The organism is Pantoea sp. X-Soil-TKNS-1280 (assembly GCF_059730475.1).
Window position 1 is genome coordinate 4,125,164 of sequence record NZ_AP035962.1, and the last position, 17,375, is coordinate 4,142,538.

General features: G+C 56.1%; 17 protein-coding genes. 8 read left to right on the top strand and 9 right to left on the bottom strand.

Annotated elements, in window-relative coordinates:
• Positions 1-3 precede the first annotated feature (3 nt).
• The 4 genes from dgcA to mntP form a co-directional block, all read right to left on the bottom strand.
• On the bottom strand, positions 4-969 hold the full coding sequence (dgcA, locus tag AC6I8X_RS19260) for an N-acetyl-D-Glu racemase DgcA (protein WP_313684985.1): 966 nt from the start codon (positions 967-969) through the stop codon (positions 4-6).
• A 1-nt stretch (position 970) separates the two neighbouring features.
• The gene (gene dgcN / locus AC6I8X_RS19265; protein ID WP_497840315.1) at positions 971-1,978 is read right to left on the bottom strand and encodes an N-acetyltransferase DgcN; all 1,008 of its coding nucleotides are present in this window, start codon (positions 1,976-1,978) and stop codon (positions 971-973) included.
• Between the two features lie 251 nt (positions 1,979-2,229).
• Positions 2,230-2,307, bottom strand: a complete 78-nt coding sequence (gene azuC / locus AC6I8X_RS19270; protein WP_497841054.1) for a stress response protein AzuC — start codon at positions 2,305-2,307, stop codon at positions 2,230-2,232.
• Positions 2,308-2,444: 137 nt separating this feature from the next.
• Positions 2,445-3,017, bottom strand: a complete 573-nt coding sequence (gene mntP, locus AC6I8X_RS19275; protein ID WP_084877771.1) for a manganese efflux pump MntP — start codon at positions 3,015-3,017, stop codon at positions 2,445-2,447.
• A gap of 283 nt (positions 3,018-3,300) precedes the next feature.
• On the opposite strand from mntP, the gene AC6I8X_RS19280 reads away from it, so the two are divergent.
• Entirely contained in the window at positions 3,301-3,543 is a 243-nt protein-coding gene (locus AC6I8X_RS19280; protein ID WP_084877774.1) for a DUF1158 domain-containing protein, read from the top strand.
• On the opposite strand, the gene AC6I8X_RS19285 is transcribed toward AC6I8X_RS19280, so the two are convergent.
• Positions 3,533-4,177, bottom strand: a complete 645-nt coding sequence (locus AC6I8X_RS19285; RefSeq protein ID WP_313684979.1) for an FMN-dependent NADH-azoreductase — start codon at positions 4,175-4,177, stop codon at positions 3,533-3,535. The two genes, AC6I8X_RS19280 and AC6I8X_RS19285, sit on opposite strands and share 11 nt — an antisense overlap.
• Positions 4,178-4,258: 81 nt before the next feature.
• A complete protein-coding gene (gene pdxR / locus AC6I8X_RS19290; RefSeq protein WP_497840316.1) occupies positions 4,259-5,698 on the bottom strand; it encodes a MocR-like pyridoxine biosynthesis transcription factor PdxR in 1,440 nt (479 codons plus the stop codon).
• Positions 5,699-5,762: 64 nt separating this feature from the next.
• Between pdxR and AC6I8X_RS19295 the strand changes: the two genes are divergently transcribed.
• Positions 5,763-6,218 (top strand): carboxymuconolactone decarboxylase family protein, encoded by a 456-nt coding sequence (locus tag AC6I8X_RS19295; protein ID WP_497840317.1) that lies wholly within the window; start codon positions 5,763-5,765, stop codon positions 6,216-6,218.
• Between the two features lie 510 nt (positions 6,219-6,728).
• Positions 6,729-8,342 carry a malate dehydrogenase (quinone) gene (gene mqo / locus AC6I8X_RS19300; RefSeq protein ID WP_299448400.1) on the top strand — a complete coding sequence of 538 codons (1,614 nt, stop codon included), beginning with the start codon at positions 6,729-6,731 and terminating at the stop codon, positions 8,340-8,342.
• 696 nt (positions 8,343-9,038) lie between these two features.
• Here mqo and AC6I8X_RS19305 read toward each other — a convergent pair.
• Positions 9,039-9,632, bottom strand: a complete 594-nt coding sequence (locus AC6I8X_RS19305; protein ID WP_313686748.1) for a LysE family translocator — start codon at positions 9,630-9,632, stop codon at positions 9,039-9,041.
• 135 nt (positions 9,633-9,767) lie between these two features.
• Here AC6I8X_RS19305 and AC6I8X_RS19310 point away from each other — a divergent pair, with 135 nt between their 5' ends.
• On the top strand, positions 9,768-11,258 hold the full coding sequence (locus tag AC6I8X_RS19310; protein WP_299448404.1) for an aminotransferase-like domain-containing protein: 1,491 nt from the start codon (positions 9,768-9,770) through the stop codon (positions 11,256-11,258).
• Here the strand turns inward: AC6I8X_RS19310 and AC6I8X_RS19315 are convergent.
• A complete protein-coding gene (locus AC6I8X_RS19315; RefSeq protein WP_208716864.1) occupies positions 11,225-11,848 on the bottom strand; it encodes a glutathione S-transferase family protein in 624 nt (207 codons plus the stop codon). The two genes, AC6I8X_RS19310 and AC6I8X_RS19315, sit on opposite strands and share 34 nt — an antisense overlap.
• A gap of 113 nt (positions 11,849-11,961) precedes the next feature.
• Here AC6I8X_RS19315 and AC6I8X_RS19320 point away from each other — a divergent pair, with 113 nt between their 5' ends.
• Positions 11,962-12,810 carry a PhzF family phenazine biosynthesis protein gene (locus tag AC6I8X_RS19320; protein WP_497840318.1) on the top strand — a complete coding sequence of 283 codons (849 nt, stop codon included), beginning with the start codon at positions 11,962-11,964 and terminating at the stop codon, positions 12,808-12,810.
• Between the two features lie 74 nt (positions 12,811-12,884).
• On the opposite strand, the gene AC6I8X_RS19325 is transcribed toward AC6I8X_RS19320, so the two are convergent.
• Positions 12,885-13,643, bottom strand: coding sequence for an SDR family NAD(P)-dependent oxidoreductase (locus tag AC6I8X_RS19325; RefSeq protein ID WP_313686754.1), 759 nt, complete (start codon positions 13,641-13,643; stop codon positions 12,885-12,887).
• A 115-nt stretch (positions 13,644-13,758) separates the two neighbouring features.
• Between AC6I8X_RS19325 and AC6I8X_RS19330 the strand changes: the two genes are divergently transcribed.
• The 3 genes from AC6I8X_RS19330 (at position 13,759) to AC6I8X_RS19340 (ending at position 17,330) form a co-directional block, all read left to right on the top strand.
• Entirely contained in the window at positions 13,759-14,658 is a 900-nt protein-coding gene (locus AC6I8X_RS19330) for a LysR family transcriptional regulator (protein ID WP_313686756.1), read from the top strand.
• Positions 14,659-14,703: 45 nt separating this feature from the next.
• Positions 14,704-15,705, top strand: a complete 1,002-nt coding sequence (yhjD, locus tag AC6I8X_RS19335; protein ID WP_313686758.1) for an inner membrane protein YhjD — start codon at positions 14,704-14,706, stop codon at positions 15,703-15,705.
• A gap of 290 nt (positions 15,706-15,995) precedes the next feature.
• Positions 15,996-17,330 (top strand): MFS transporter, encoded by a 1,335-nt coding sequence (locus AC6I8X_RS19340; RefSeq protein ID WP_299448415.1) that lies wholly within the window; start codon positions 15,996-15,998, stop codon positions 17,328-17,330.
• The last annotated feature ends 45 nt before the right edge of the window (positions 17,331-17,375 follow it).

Sequence of the window (17,375 nt, forward strand, 5' to 3'; positions counted from 1 at the left end):
GGGTTATAGCCAGATTCGGCCCTGGGAATAGGAAAGGAACGGCGAGCTGTCGGCCGCCAGCCAGATCGGGCCATCAAGATCGATATGCTCAGCGGCAATCGCCACCGGTAGCGCCGCTTCCATCGCCAGCGATGAACCCAGCATGCAGCCCACCATCAGGCGCATATCCAGTTTCTGCGCTTCTTCCACCATCGCCAGTGCCTCGGTTAATCCGCCGCATTTATCCAGCTTGATGTTGATCATCTCGTAGCGATTACGCAGCTGCGCAATGTCTTCCCGCGTATGGCAACTCTCGTCGGCGCACACCGGAATCGGATGGGTGAAACGTTGTAAATCCTGATCCTGACCCGCCGGTAACGGTTGCTCGACCATCGCGATGTTGTAGGGCAACAGCGCGTTGAGCAGGCTGTGCAAATCGACCCCGGACCAGGCTTCGTTTGCATCAATAATCAGCGTGGCATGGGGGGCTGCCGCACGAATTGCCGCCACTTTTTCGAGAATGTCTTCACGATTCAGTTTGATTTTCAGCAGGATCGCGCCGCGCGACACCGCATCTTCTGCGGCGGCGGCCATATTGGCGACGGTATCAAGGCTGAGGGTTTCGGCGGTGATCACCGAAATCGGCTGCTCCTGCTGCGTCAGATGCCAGAAGGATTGCTTAGCCAGCGCTGCATCGAGCCGCCACAGCGCGCAGTCCAGCGCATTACGCGCTGAACCGGCATGCAGACGGGTTTGCAGATCGACACGGCTGAGGCCCGCTTCAATGTCGGCGCGCAACGCTTCCAGTTCAGCGTTAACGCTTTCCGGCGTTTCGTCGTAGCGCGGCGTGGGGGTGCATTCGCCGCGACCAATAAAGCCGTTCTGCTCCAGGGTGACGCGGATCACCGTCACTGCGGTGCGTGTGCCACGCGAGATGGCAAACGGACGCGCCAACGGCAGCTCCAGCACTTCAATCTGCATGCGCCGCATCTTAGCCACGCTCCTTCAGCAACGCAGCGATATCAGCGATACCAAAACGCACCGGGTCGGTGGCGGGCACGCCAAATTCGGCGCTGACGTCGGCGCAGTAAGCACGCGCTTCTTCTTCGCTGTAGTTCGAGGTGTTGATGGCAAAACCTGCCAGCTGTACCGAATCACTGGTGACGGCCGCCGCACGGAAGTTAGCGTCTACGCAATCTTTCAGGCTCACCATCGGCTGATGCGGCAGATGGCGCATATGCGGGCGACCCATTTCGTGGCACATCACCAGCCAGTGTGGCTGCGCACCGTGGATCAGACCCATAGAAACACCGGCATAGGATGGGTGGAACAGCGAACCCTGGCCTTCAACGATATCCCAGTGGTCATCTTCGTTAGCCGGAGACAGGGCTTCTGCCGCACCGGCGATAAAGTCAGCGATGACGGCATCGATAGCGATACCTTCACCCGCAACCAGGATACCGGTCTGACCAGTGGCGCGAAAATCGGCTTTCATACCGATGTCGCGCATTGCTGCTTCCAGCGCCAGCGAGGTGTACATCTTGCCGACGGAGCAGTCAGTGCCGACAGTAAGTACACGCTTACCGCTGCGTTTCTTGCCGCTGCCGACATCCAGTTTCGGACGCATATGACGGATATCGAACAGCTTGACGCCATATTCCTGCGCCAGCGCCACCAGCTCTGGCTCATCCACCAGACGATGGTGCAGACCGCTGGCAACGTTCATACCGGCTTTGATGGCGTTACACACAGTTGCCAGCCAGTGCTGCGGCAGATAACCACCGGCGTTGGCGGTGCCGAGCACCAGGGTTTTCGCCCCGCGCGCTTTGGCGGTGGCAATGTCGAGTTCTTCCAGACCGAGGCTAACGCTACAGCCCGGCAATTTGATTTCGCCCACGCACTGCTCAGGTCGCCAGACCTGGATGCCGCGTGCGGTTTTTGCTGCCAGTGGATCGGTAACGTCGCCAAGAAAAAGTAAATAAGGTTGAGGGATCAGCATGATGTTCTCGTGTCAGACAGGTGAATAGGACCTGGGCTGACTATTTCATGCAGCGCGAAGGGGTGACGAATGCTTGTTTAGTTATAGGGTATAACCTGAGGCTATAGTCAGATCAAAATCCGATGGCTGAAAGCCTAAAGCGGCGGTTTCAGGGGGAAAATGGGGAGATAACGGGCGGGAGAGATAAGAAAATCATTGATAATCACCGGTCGATCCCTGACCGCGATTATCGAGGGTTGCGTGCGGGGGACTTAGTTTAAAGCACCCGGCGGTACGTGTTTGTAAGTTTCAACATAAGCACGAAACACGTATTTGAAGAACCGTTTCATAAAGCACCTGATTAAAAATAAGTTGAGAAATACTAAAAAAAGTATAGCCCCAGCCTGTTTTCTAAGCAAGAAACTTTGAAGCAGATCACAAAAACGAAAGTTTTAAGCAACTGCACAATCCGCTAATGACTAAAACCTTAACTGAACCAACCCATATGTTCCACCAGAATGGTGCAACCGATACAAATTAGGACAACGCCCCCCAGCACTTCCGCCCATTTGCCCATTACCGGGCCGATAAAGCGGCCAACCAGCACGCCTGTGGTCGCCATAATGGTGGTGGCAGCGCCGATGGTCAGGGCGGTCAGCACGATATTGACCTGTAAAAATGCCAGACCCACACCCACCGCTAATGCATCGAGGCTGGTCGCCACGGCGGTTAACGCCAGCACCATAAAGCCGTGGCGCTGCGGTGGCTCGCAAGGTTCACCGGCGGTCTGGCTGAAGCCAGCCATCATCATGCGGCCACCGAGTAACGTCAGCAGGCCGAATGCCAGCCAGTGGTCCCAGGCCATCACATAGCGGCTGGCTGCCAGGCCAATTGCCCAACCAATCAGCGGGGTGAGCATTTCAATCACACCGAAAATCAGACCGGTGCGCAGCGCCTCTTTGAAATCCGGGCGATGCAGGGATGCGCCTTTGCCAAGTGCTGCGGCGAAGGCGTCCATCGACATACCAAAGGCCAGAATCAGGGTTGCGATAAATGTCATGATTTTTCAGTCAACGCAGACCAAAAGGCCGGAAAGCCTGAGGTTTATCTGCATTTTTTGTTCAGTAATGAAAAAGTGCGCGCAGTCTAACACGCAAATTAACTAAAAAAAAGACAGTAAAATCATGGATTTAAGTATAGCAAAGGCTATAACTCTTAACTATCGCTAAATATGTCGCTAAGTGAATGGAATAGAAGAAAATTATTGGGCTGACAACTCCAGGGATTGCACCCCGCTGGGCTTTGTGCGCTAATGCCCGCGCGATTTGCTGTGGAATTTTGCGATGAAAAATCCGTTAGAAACCCTGATTATCCCTGGTGGTATTCTGCTGCTGGGCTTTCTCTCTGCGCTGCTGTTGCCCGCTCCGGCATTTAGCCTTGCGATGGCAAAGAGCCTGCAAACCCGGTTCCATTTGCAGGATCTTAATCAGCTTTACACCATTGTGTTTTGCCTGTGGTTTCTGCTGCTGGGCGCGATTGAGTTTTTCGTTATTCGCTTCGTCTGGCGTCGCTGGTTCAGGCAGTAACCGCGGACCCTGCCCATTGCGCCACTACCCCATCCAGATCGCGATAAGCCTGGGCTAAACCGGCTTCGCGCGCGGCCTGGTCGGCAAATGCCAGCGGTTCAGCGTTAACAAATTGCGGATGCTGGATGCCGATAAAACCAAAGGCGGCACGCAGGGCTGGAGTCAATGCATCCATCTCTGCATAGGGTGAACCCGGTTGCAGGCTGGCCCCGCGCGTGGTGATAAACAGTGCTTTCTGGCGCGTGAGATTGCCAATCACATTTTGTTGTTCATCAAAGTGATAAGTCAGATTGGTGCGGATGATGGCATCAATATAGGCTTTAAAAGCGGATGGCATACTCCAGTTGTACATCGGCATGGCGAACAATAAGGCATCGGCGTTGAGCAGTTGCTCGCATAAGCGATCCGAATCCGCCAGCACAGCTTTCATACGTGGCGTGCGCTGCTCTTCGGGCGTGTAAGTCGCCTGCGCAAACTCTCCCGTGACATGGCTCACCGGATGCAAATCCAGATCGAGATAGTCCACCTGCAAATCCGGGGATTCCGCCTGCAAACGCTCAACAAAATAGCGGCTCAGTGCACGTGAGTTGGATTTGGCGCCTTTCGGGCTCACATCGACATGTAACAATTTCATGGCTAAGGTTCCTCACTGATAACAATGAGGCGTACCTTAATCCTCAGAATGGACCAGAAAAAGGGTCAAGAATGCAGTTTTTTACTGGTCCATTCGCCGCTGATGCGCATCTACCAGCCATTTCAGCCGCTCGGCGCAGCGCGCGAAACCTTCACGCGGTAGCTGAGTGACCCCCAGCAGGAAACCGTATTGCCGCCCGGATTCATGTTGATACCAGATCGATAACGGCGACGGTGCCAGGCCATAAGCCAGTGCCTCACGCGCGATTTGCTGGTCTGGCGTGCCTGCTGCTAAGCGGATAATCACCGCCAGCCCGGCACGCTGCACATCAGGAAAATGCGGGCGTAACGCGGCAACAATCCCCTCCAGCCTTTCATGGTAGACCCGCTTCATACGCCGCAGATGGCGCAGGAAATGGCCCTCACGCAGAAACTCCGCCACCGCATCATGCAGCAATGCTGAGGACGCCGGAGCCAGTAAGGCGCAGGTATCGGCAAAGCGCGCCGCAAGCCGCCCAGGTACCACGACAAAACCGAGGCGCAGGCTGGGGCTGAGGGTTTTGCTGAAGGTGCCGACATGGATCACCCGCCCTTCGCTATCGATCGCCGCCAGCGCCGGAGCGGCACGGCTGCCCAGCTGTAACTCCCCCAGATAATCGTCTTCAATAATCCAGCGTTGCTGGCTGCTGGCCCAGGCCAGTAACGCCTGGCGGCGCGGCAGCGACAGCGTGATGCCCAGCGGAGCCTGCTGCCCTGCCGTGACCAGCGCAAACGCCGCATCAGGTGCGCGTGCCACGCCCTCTGCCACCTGTAACCCTTCGTCATCAACCGGAATGCCCACCGGCGTCACATGCATCTGCTGCAACGCGGCCCGTGCCAGCATAAAACCGGGTTCTTCCATCCATGCCTGCTGGCCGTGCACGCCGAGCGCCAGCGCAATCACGCCAAGCGCGCCCGCATAGCCGTTGGTGATGAAGATTTGACTCGACTGGCATTGAATACCGCGCGCCACCGCCAGATAGCCCACCAACGCCTGTCGCAGTGCCAGGCTGCCGCGTGGATCGGGATAACCGCGCGACTGGCTGGCCTGCTGTCGCGCCTGGCGTTGCAGTACACGCGTCCAGACCTTAGCGGGGAAGGCGTCGCTGGCGGGAACGCCCATCTGAAAAGTAAGTGGCGGGGTGTCAAAGTCATAGACCATATCCAGCAGCGGCGATCCCGCTGCCGTTACCGACGCGCGTGGTGGCTGGGTCACCGCCGCCGCCACAAAGGTTCCCGCCGCGCCTTTCGCCACCAGCAGCTGGCTATCAACCAGCATGTCATAGGCGCGACGCACCGTGCCGCGTGCCACCCCCAGCTGCGCCGCCAAATCGCGACAGGAAGGTAGCCGCGCGCCTGCTGCCAGCTGCCCATCATCAATCGCGCTGCTGATGACCTGCCGCAGCTGTTCACTTAAACCACGCGTATCCGCACGATCCAGCGTTAGCGACAATGGGCCACTGTTTTTGTCATTTTTTGGCACTTTTGCTGCTCCATAAGGCAATGAACAATGCACCTGCCAACCATAACTGATTGAGGTGAGGAAAATGAGCCAGCGTATCGATTTTTACAGTGCCGCCCCCGGCGCGATGAAAGCCCTGGGCGGCGTTTATAGTTATCTGTCACAAACTGACCTGTCGCACAGCCTGCTGGAGCTGGTTTTTCTACGGGTTTCGCAAATCAACGGCTGCGCCTACTGCATCGACATGCATACCCAGGCGCTGCATAAAGCAGACATGCCGTGGCATAAAATCGTGTTAACCCAGGTATGGCATGAATCGGGGACGTTGTTTGATGCGCGTGAGCAGGCGGCCCTGGCGTGGGCTGAAAGTCTGACGCTGATTGCCAGCCAGGGCGCGCCGGATCCGCTGTTTGCCCAGGTCAAAACGGTATTTAGCGATAAGGAAATCGTTGATCTCAACGTGGCGATCGGCCTGATGAACACCTATAACCGGCTGGCGATCAGTCTGAAAAAATTGCCCGACAGTGCACCGCGTGATTGAAAAATCTTCTGACGGGCGCGTCAGTGCGCGCCCAAATTCGCCATCACATAAATGTAACATTATTTTTACACAGCCTGGCGAAACATTGCGCAACATAAAAACCGCATAAAAAATCAAATTTTGTTAAAGTTAATATTTTCATTAACTTACAATTAACTCATTGGTGTTACGACCTTTCTGAGCCTTACAACCCCCTCACAATATCGCAACATACCCCCTCTCGTAACCGTCTGATTAGGTGATAAAAATCCCTTATGACAAGCAGGTTGAACTGATTAATTCTTATGCTGAATCATTTCTGCATTTAAAAAATAAACAAACGTTTAATTCCGATACGAGAATGTTATATTCGAATGACTATGCATAACGTGCAGTTAACCGTTAGCACCCCCACGACTTAACCTGAGTCTTAACCTTTGAGAAACAGTACGACGCGCTCGAAAGAAGCGTGACTGTTTCGCCTGCGAACCTGTTGAACTTCAGGTCAACAGAGAGAGGAGATGTCGCCTCATGAGCAAAACTGCGGTAAATCTGGCGCTGGCAGTAAGCGCCGCTGGCATGGATAGCGCTAGCCTTCAGGAGCGAAAAGACGTCGATGTGCTGTTGATTGGCGCTGGCGTGATGAGTGCTACCTTAGGCACCTGGTTGCAGGATCTGGAGCCGGACTGGTCAATTGAGATGGTCGAACGCCTGGCAACGGTGGCGGAAGAGTCTTCCAATGGCTGGAACAATGCCGGTACCGGCCATGCTGCGTTGGCAGAGCTGAACTATACGCCGCAGAAGGCGGATGGCAGCATCGATATTGCTAAAGCGGTGGCAATCAACGAATCGTTCCAGATTTCCCGCCAGTTCTGGGCGTATCACGTGCAGAAAGGCAACCTGCGCAATCCGAAAAGCTTTATCCACAGTACGCCGCACATGAGCTTCGTCTGGGGCGACGACAACGTTGAATTTTTGCGCAAACGTTTCCACGCGTTGCAGAAAAGCACCCTGTTCCGGGGCATGGAATACTCGGAAGAACGCGAACAGATTTCTCAGTGGATCCCGCTGGTGATGAATGGCCGCGACAAAAAGCAGAAAGTGGCCGCCACCTGGACTGAAATGGGCACTGACGTGAACTTCGGTGAAGTCACGCGTCAGCTGATTGCTTCGCTGGAGAAGAAAGCCAATTTCCGTCTGCGGATGCAGCAGGAAGTGCGTGATATTAAGCGCCTGAGCGATGGCCGCTGGCAGGTTAGCCTGTTCAATCTGGTCAGCGGTGAAAGCCGTCTGCTCACTACTCGCCAGCTGTTTATCGGCGCGGGCGGCGCGGCTCTGCCGCTGTTGCAGAAATCCGGTATCCCGGAAGTGAAAGGCTACGCCGGTTTCCCGGTTGGCGGCTCTTTCCTGGTAACGGAAAACCCGGAAGTGGTGCAGCAACATATGGCGAAGGTGTATGGCAAAGCCTCGGTCGGCGCACCGCCGATGTCAGTGCCGCACGTGGACACCCGCGTGCTGGATGGTAAACAAGTGCTGCTGTTTGGCCCGTTTGCCACCTTCTCCACCAAATTCCTCAAACAAGGCTCGCTGCTGGATATGTTCGGCGCGATGAACGGCAGCAACCTGATGCCGATGATGCAGGTTGGCCTGAAAAACTTCGATCTGGTGAAGTATCTGGTTGATCAGGTGCTGCAAAGCGACAGCGACCGTATGGAAGCCCTGCGTGCCTATGTGCCGCAGGCGAAGCAGGAAGACTGGCGTCTGGTGACAGCTGGCCAGCGCGTGCAGATCATCAAAAATGATGAGAAAGACGGCGGCGTACTGCGTCTTGGCACCGAAGTGGTCACGTCTGAGGATGGTACGATTTCTGCGCTGCTGGGTGCGTCTCCAGGAGCATCAACGGCGGCTCCGATTATGCTGGAGCTGATGGCCAAAGCCTTCCCGGAGCAAATGCGTTCGCCAGAGTGGCAGACCAAAATCCGCGCGGTACTGCCATCATGGGGTCGTAAGTTGAATGGTGATGTGGCGCTGACCGAGAAAGTGCTGAGTGACACCAGCCGCGTGCTGCAACTTGATTATGCGCCGGTGACGCCGATGGCGGCGAACGACGAAGGACGAGAAACGGCCCACGTCGTGGGGAAGTAAGGTCTTAATGGCGAGCTAGCTCCGCAGGGGTTTAGCTCCGCAGGGGTTTAGCTCCGCAGGGGTTTAGCTCCGCAGGGGTTCCGCCCGCCAGGCTTTAGGTAGTTTCAGGGCCGCCTGTGCAGGCGGACGGGCAAAGGTCCGAGGGCGCGGACCTTTGCAATCCGCGCCCTGCGGCGTCCTCGCGCAGCGCTTCGCGCTGTTCCCTCGCTTATCACTCAGGCCAACGGACCTCGCGGATTCGCCATCCATGGCTCATGCCGCCCTCTCGCCGCATCCATGCGGCTCGTCCTGGCCTTCACTCTGCACTCGGCGCTGCGAATGCCGCCCACACCCCCGTTTGCAGGACCATCGAATAAAAACCAACGGCAAAAGAAAAAAACATAGACCGGCATAGCTGGGGCAGCGGGGGTGTGAGCGCCATCCGGACTCGCTGAGCGCGGGAACGATTCCAGGATGAGCCGCATGGATGCGGCGAAAGGCGGCGTTGAGCAGGAGCGAATCGACGCCGGGCCGTCGGAAGCGTGAGTAAGCGAAGGGACCGCGAAGCGGCGAGGCAGGCGGCGCAGGGCCGGGGAATGCAAAGGGGACGGCCAGGTCCCCTTTGCTCGGTCGCCGCACCGGCGAACTGCAACTGCCGGTGCATGTAGCGAACGAAACCGCGCTATAGCAAACGAAACCACGCTATAGCAAACGAAATCACGCCGTAGCGAGCGAAATCGCGTCAACCAACATCCATCCTGTTGTCGCCACCAGCGACAACGCCATCAAACTATTAAACGCCTGGCGTTTCCACGCCACCTGCAAATGGCTACGCAACTGATCCCCCAGCGCCGCCCAAATCAAAATACAGGGCAGGTTAAGCAGCGCGAACCCCAGTACCACCGCCATCACCCCGTTGCTGTTGGCGTACATCAGCGCCACGTTGGTCGCCATCAGCCAGGCTTTAGGGTTCACCGCCTGGAAACAGGCACCCGCCAGAATGGTCATCGGGCGCGCGCTTTCCCGCACTTCCGGTGCGCCCGCGCGAAACAGCTTCCATGACAGCCACAGCAAATAACCACATCCCACCAGCGTCAGCGGCAGGCGCACCGCGCTCATCCAGCTCAGTAACACCTCCAGCGCCATCCCCGCCAGTACCACCTGCACCGCACACCCCAGCATAATGCCGAACACCATCGGCAAGGTGCGCTTCAGGCCAAAATTAACCCCGGAGGTGGCGAGCAGCAGGTTGTTTGGACCCGGTGTAATTGACATAACGGTGACATAACTGAAAAAAGAAGGATCGAGCATGATGCAGTTCCTGATTGGTCAACATGACTTCATGCTAATCGTGACGGAACGATGGAAACAGAGACACAAAATGACTATTGTTATGGTTACAGTTTGTCAGAAACTCAATTGTACCCATCATGTGTGGAGGCTTTTGTGTCCCTTCCTCTTTCGACCGGCCAGACGCTGTATCAGCAGCTGGCCGATAGCTTTGCCGAGTCAATCCATCAGGGCACCCTCAAGCCCGGTAAACGCTTACCCGCAATTCGCCGCGTGGCGCAATCGCATCAGGTCAGTATCAATACCGTGCTGAATGCCTGGCAAATCCTGGAAGATCGCGGCCTGATTGAAGCACGACCGCAGTCCGGATATTACGTGCGCACCGTATTGCCTGCGGTGACGCGCCCGGTACAGAAACTGCGGGCGAAAGAGGATGATCCCAGCGCTCAAAAGCTGGAACTGATTGAGCAGGTGTTCGCCGCGCAGAATAACCCGGATTACACCAATATCTCGCTGGCGTGCCCCCAGGATAGCGAACTGTTTCCCGCCGCCCGACTGAGCCGCATTACTGCTTCGCTGCTGCGGCGCGATCCGGACCTAATCGGGCGCTACGTGCTTCCGCCCGGTAGTAAGCGCTTACGGGAGGAGATTGCCCGCCGCAGCCTGCATGTTGGCATCAATCTGACGGTAGATGACATCACCCTCACCCACGGCTGTATGGAAGCGTTGCAACTGGCGCTGCGGGCAGTTACCAAACCGGGCGACTGCGTCGGGCTGGAATCGCCCACCTACTTCTTTCTCTTCCCGCTGCTGGCTTCGCTGGGCCTGAAGGCGCTGGAGATCCCCACCGACCCGCAGCAGGGATTATCGCTGGACGCACTGGAGATGCTGCTACAGGAACAACGGATTCAGGCGCTGATCGCCATGCCCGGGGCACAGAATCCGCTTGGCTACGTGATGCCGCTGGCAAATAAGAAGCGTCTGGCGAAGTTGGTAAACACTTACCATCTTCCACTGATCGAAGATGGTTTGTACGATGAATTGCAGTTTGACTGGCCGCTATCGCCGCCGGTTAAGGCCTTCGACAACGAGGGCTGGGTGATTTATTGCACCAGCTTTACCAAAACCGTGGCACCGGATTTCCGTGTGGGCTGGACCGCTGCCGGGCGTTTCCACGAGAAAATTGCCCGTCTGAAGGCGGTATCGTCGATGTCGGAGTCGCGTCTGCTGAGCGAGGTGCTGGCGGAATTTCTTGCCAGTGGCGGTTACGATCACCATCTGCGCACGCTGCGTCGCCGCTATGCCGCCAATCTGGATGCAGCGCGCGGCATTATCGCCCGACATTTTCCCCAGGGCACCCGCGCTACCCTGCCGCGCGGCGGCTTTGTGTTTTGGGTCGAACTGCCGGGCAAAGTCGATACCGTGGAGATGTTTCAGCGGCTGTTGCAGGAACAAATTTGTCTCACGCCGGGTGCGCTTTATTCACTGAGCGAACGCTACACCCATGCACTGCGCCTCTCTTGCTGCTATCCGTTCGATGCGCGTTATACCTGGGCGCTGGAACGTACCGGCGCGCTGGCCTGCGAATTAAGCGGCCTGCCGCCGGGTCAGGATCAGGGCGTGCCGTTGCGGCCCCAGGTGGTGTAGCCTTCGCGCTCAGTGAGACGTTCGTAATAGGTGCGTACCGCCGGTAAATCGGCATGTTCGAGCGGGGTTTCAAACCAGCGGTTCACCGCCAGACCAATCGGAATATCCGCCAGCGTGAAATTGCGCCCTGCGACGTAGCGCCCGGTTTTTTCCAGCTGCTGGTTGAGAATGCCCATGGTGTGATTCCAGCCTTTGCAGGCAGCGGCCAGCAGGCGTTCATCCTGATGTGCCGGTGAATTGCGCACCAGAGACATAAACGCGTAGCGCCATGAAGTGTTAAGTTCAGTAGCCTGCCAGTCCGTCCATTGATCGATCGGGGCGCGGGCGCGCGGATTTTCAGGATAGAGCCATTCACCGCCATAGCTGGTAGCCAGGTAACGCAGGATGGCATTGGATTCCCACAGGACAAAATCGTCTTCGATAATCACCGGGATCATAGCATTGGGGTTGAGCGCCATAAATTCTGGCGAGTGCAGCGATTTGTTTTCATCACCCCAGACTTCGTGTTCATAAGGGATATCCAGCTCTGCACACAGCCACAGAACTTTACGCACGTTAATTGACGATGTGCGGCCAAGAATTTTTAACATAGCGAACTCCGGTTGCATAATTGTTAATCTATTCATAGCCCTATTGATTACCTTTAGCAATTAACATCATGTAAATCCGGATTTCAGACCACCTCAACGAGGAAGGAGTGCCAATGAAGGTCGCGTTTAAACAAGTGGATGTCTTTACCTCATCAGCCTTTCGCGGTAATCCGCTGGCGGTGATCATGGATGCGCAGGGATTAAGCGATGCGCAGCTGGCCGCCATTGCGCGCTGGACCAATTTGTCGGAAACCACCTTTGTACTGCCGCCCGAAGATGCCGCGGCGGATTATCGCGTGCGTATCTTTACCCCGGGTGGCGAGCTGCCATTTGCCGGGCATCCCACGCTCGGCACGGCCCATGCGCTGCTGGAAGCGGGCTGGCCGCTGAAAACACCGGGTAAAATCGTGCAGGAATGCGGGGTCGGGCTGGTTGAGGTCAACATCAGCACCGATGGTGCCCTGGCGTTTGCCGCTCCGGCGGCTACCCTCACGCCGTTCGAGGATGCCCTGATCGGCAGCGCCATCAATAGCGATGCGCTGGATACCGTACAATCTCCGACGGTGGTGGATATGGGGATTCGCTGGCTGCTGCTGCCGATGACCAGTGCCCAGGCGGTACGGGAGATTCGGGCTAATCCCAGCGATCTGCAACGTCTGCAAAAACATGCGAAGGTGAATGGCATCGCCCCGTTCGGACCTTTACCGCAGGGAGAAGGCGAACAGTATGAAATCCGCGCCCTGTTTATCGAAAACGGTATCCTGGTGGAAGATCCGGTAACCGGCAGCGCCAACGCCTGTCTGGCACGCTATTTTGCCGCGCAGGGGCATACCGCTGACTACCGCGCCCGCCAGGGTAGCGTGATTCAGCGCGACGGACGTATTCAGGTGCGCTTCACGCCAGAGGCCATCTGGATTGGTGGTCAGACGGTGACGGTGATCTCAGGTACCATTGAACTCTAAGACGCCGATGTAAATTGCGCGATAAATCGCGCCGCGACGGTTTGTTGCGACGCAATTTATTGCGCGGGTTTTGATTACAGCGCCTGGCCGCCTGAGGCTTCGATACGCTGGGCGGTGATCCAGCCAGTTTCATCGCTCAGAATCGCACTGACGGCATCGCCGATATCATCCGGCAAGCCTACGCGCCCCAACGCGGTGAGCGAGGCGATGGTGTCGTTGATTTCTTTGGTGTCGCGCACGCGGCCACCGCCGAAGTCAGTTTCAATCGCTCCCGGTGCCAGGATATTGACGCGGATACGACGTTCGCCCAGTTCCTTCGCCTGGTAGCGCGTCAGCACTTCCATCGCCCCTTTCATTGAGGCATAGGTGCCGGAACCCGGATAGGTAAGGCGCGTCAGGCCGCTGGAGATATTCAGAATGCGGCCTCCATCGATAATCAGCGGCAGCAGCTTCTGCGTCAGGAAGTACGGACCTTTAAAATGCACGTTGACCAGTGCATCGAACTCATCCTCAGTCGTCTCGCTGAACAGTTTGTAATGACCGTGACCGGCGTTGTTCACTAAATAATCAAAGTTGTCACGCTGCCACAGCTTTTGCAGCGTCTCTTTCACCTGATCTTTGAACCCCTCAAACTGGCGGGTATCACCGACATCCAGCAACAGCGCGGCGGCACGGGCACCCAGCGCTTCAATTTCCTTCACCACCGCCTGCGCTTCTTCCTGATGGCTCCGATACGTGAAAATGATATCCGTGCCTTTCGCCGCCAGTTTTAGTGCGGCATTCTTACCTAAACCGCGGTTGCCACCGGTAATCAACGCAATTTTGTGACTCATGATTCGCTCCTGTTGCAAAATTGAACACGTTTAAAGGATATTCTCTGAAGTCTGATCTATAAACTCGTTGTAATGCGCTGCACTGTTTCACTAACAACAACAATCGGTGAACAACATGGATAAAATTCACGCAATGCAAGTTTTTGTGCGGGTGGCAGAAATGGGCAGTTTTACCCGTGCAGCAGAAAGTCTCGGTTTGCCGAAAGGCAGCGTATCGCGTCAGTTGCAGGCGCTGGAAAATCAAATGGGTACACGGCTACTGCATCGCACCACGCGTCGTGTCCACCTCACTCAGGATGGGCTAGTTTATTACGATCGCTGCCTCGATTTGCTGTCGATGCTGGATGATATGGACAGCCTGTTTCAGCATGATCCGGCGACGCTCAGCGGCAAACTGCGCGTGGATATGTCGGTCGCGATGGCCACCGGTTTTATCCTGCCGCGCCTGCCGGAGTTTTTGCAGCACTACCCCGGCATCGAGATTGAGCTTAGCAGCAGCGATCGCCAGGTGGATGTGATCCGCGAGGGATTTGACTGCGTTATCCGCGTCGGTGAACTGAAAGATTCCGGCCTGATCGCCCGTAAAATCGGAACTCATGCCTTGATTAACTGCGCCAGTCCCAATTACCTTTCCCGCTTCGGCAGGCCGGTACGGCTGGAAGATTTGTCGCAACACGCGATGGTGCATTACACCCAGCAACTGGGGCAGCCATCACCGGGCTTTGAATATTTCGATGGCAAACAAAGCCATTTCATTCAGACCGGCGGCGTAGTGACGGTGAACAGCACCGAAACCTATCGCGCCGCTTGTATCGCCGGGCTGGGCATTATTCAGGTTCCGGCCATTGGCGTGCAGCCGTTACTGGAATCCGGGCAACTGGTGGAGGTACTGCATCACTTCCCGGCTAAACCGATGCCAATCTCCCTGCTCTATCCACACCGGCGCAATGTGGCACGACGCGTACGGGTGTTTATGGAGTGGCTGAGCCAGGTCCTGCAGGAGTACGTGACCTGACGGGCTATAATTAACATTTCGCAGTGAACAGGATGATGAACGTCTATGACAGACAAAGATAATCAGCAGCAGGCGGCTGGACAAAAGCCGCTGATCGATCTCAAAACCGGTAATCAACACGTGGACCGCTCGATTGTACGCGTCTCGCGGTTCGCCACCTGGTTTCAGGCCATCCCGGCGGTGGCGCATTTTTTGCGCGCGCTGGAGCGATTCAACGATCGCCTCGGCAGCCAGTTCGGTGCCGCCATTACCTATTTTTCGTTTCTCTCATTGATACCGATTTTGATGGTCTCCTTTGCGGCGGTTGGCTTTGTGCTGGCGTCGAATCAGGATTTACTCACGGAGTTGATCAACAAAATCGTTAACAGTATCAGCGATCCTAATCTGGCCAATACCCTGAAAAGCACCGTCAACACGGCGATTCAGCAACGCGCCACCGTCGGCCTGACCGGGCTGTTATTGGCGCTGTATTCCGGGATTAACTGGATGGGGAACCTGCGCGAGGCGATCCGCGCGCAGTCCCGCGATGTGTGGGAGCGTAAACCGGACGATCAGGAGAAGTTCTGGAAGAAATACATTCGCGACTTTATCTCGCTCACCGGCCTGATGCTGGCGCTGGTGATCACGCTGTCGCTGACATCGGTTGCCGGGGCCGCCCAGGCAGCGATTGTGCACGCGCTGGGGCTGGATCATATTGAGTGGCTGCGTCCGGCGATGACCGTCATTGCACTGGCCATCTCCATTTTTGCTAACTATCTGCTGTTTCTGTGGATTTTCTGGATCCTGCCGCGCCACAAGCCACGCAAGAAAGCGTTGTTCCGCGGCACGCTGCTGGCCGCCATTGGTTTTGAGGTGATTAAGTTTGTCATGACAATTACCCTGCCGAAGCTGGCGACATCCCCGTCTGGTGCAGCTTTCGGTTCGGTGTTGGGTCTGATGGCCTTTTTTTACTTCTTTGCGCGTCTGACGCTGTTCTGCGCAGCCTGGATCGCTACCGCCCGATACAAAGACGATAAAGAAATGCCGCAGCCCCATCAGCAACAGTAAGCTGCCGCAGTTCGTTACATTTGCCGCAACAGCAAAAAATGTTTCCCGCAGACTGTTTTTACTGCAAAAGACAGCAGGAATCGCTAAAGGGTCACTTTTATTTGGCCCTTTTGCAGAGATTCCCGCCAAAAAACCGGCTGTAACCCTTTCCATTCGCCGCCGATGGCGTGAACTCAGAAATTATCCTCTTTTTCGCCGAAAAAGCCTGTTATGACGCGGTTTTTCGCCATTGAATGACGCAATACAGGTGCGTAAGATTCTTTGTTTCTATTTACAATTAAGAAACAGTTATGCAAGCCTCCATCACCGAATCAATCGACAAAAAACAAGACGACACGCCGGTCAATTCTCGCGGCAAAGTGGTCGTTGCGTCTCTTGTCGGCACCGCCATCGAATTTTTCGATTTTTATATTTACGCCACTGCGGCGGTTATTGTTTTTCCCCATATTTTCTTCCCACAGGGTGATGCCACAGTCGCAACGCTCCAGTCGCTGGCAACCTTCGCCATCGCGTTTGTGGCACGTCCGATCGGTTCTGCCGTGTTTGGCCACTTTGGTGACCGTGTGGGCCGTAAGGCAACCCTGGTGGCTTCACTGCTGACCATGGGGGTTTCTACCGTGGTGATCGGCCTGCTGCCAGGTTATCAAACCATTGGTGTGGCCGCACCGCTGCTGCTGGCACTGGCGCGTTTTGGTCAGGGTCTGGGCCTGGGTGGTGAGTGGGGTGGCGCAGCGTTGCTGGCGACCGAAAATGCCCCGGCAAAAAAACGTGCCCTTTACGGCTCGTTCCCACAGCTGGGTGCACCGATTGGCTTCTTCTTCGCTAACGGAACTTTCCTGCTGCTCTCCTGGCTGCTGACAGACGAACAGTTCATGCAGTGGGGCTGGCGCGTACCCTTCATTCTCTCTGCGGTGCTGGTGATTATTGGCCTGTATGTGCGTGTCTCGCTGAACGAAAGCCCGGTGTTTGCCAAAGTTAAGAAAGAGAAAAAACAGGTACGTGTACCGATTGGCACGCTGCTGAGCAAGCATTGGCTTGCCACCATTCTCGGCACCTTTATCATGCTCGCCACTTATACGCTGTTCTATATCATGACCGTGTACTCCATGAGCTACGGCACCGCACCTGCGCCGGTGGGCCTCGGTTATTCACGTAACAGCTTCCTGTGGATGCTGATGGTGGCGGTGATTGGTTTTGGTGTGATGGTGCCGATTGCTGGCCTGCTGGCAGACCGTTTTGGTCGTCGCAAAACCATGATCACCATTACCCTGATGATTATCGCCTTTGCCTTTATGTTCCCGGCACTGCTTGGTTCTGGTTCTCAGGTGCTGGTGATGGGCTTCCTGCTGCTCGGCCTGAGTATTATGGGCCTGACATTTGGCCCGATGGGTGCGCTGCTGCCGGAACTGTTCCCGACCGAAGTGCGTTATACCGGTGCTTCCTTCTCGTATAACCTGTCGTCGATTCTGGGTGCCTCCGTTGCGCCTTATATCGCCACCTGGCTGAACGCTAACTATGGTTTGCAGGCGGTCGGTTTCTATCTGGCTTCGATGGCGGCATTGACACTGATTGCGCTGATTGCCTGTAAAGAGACCAGCAGGCAGACACTGTACGAAGCGGTTTGATGCGGTTGATAGGGTAAATGCGAAACCCGGCTCTGGCCGGGTTTT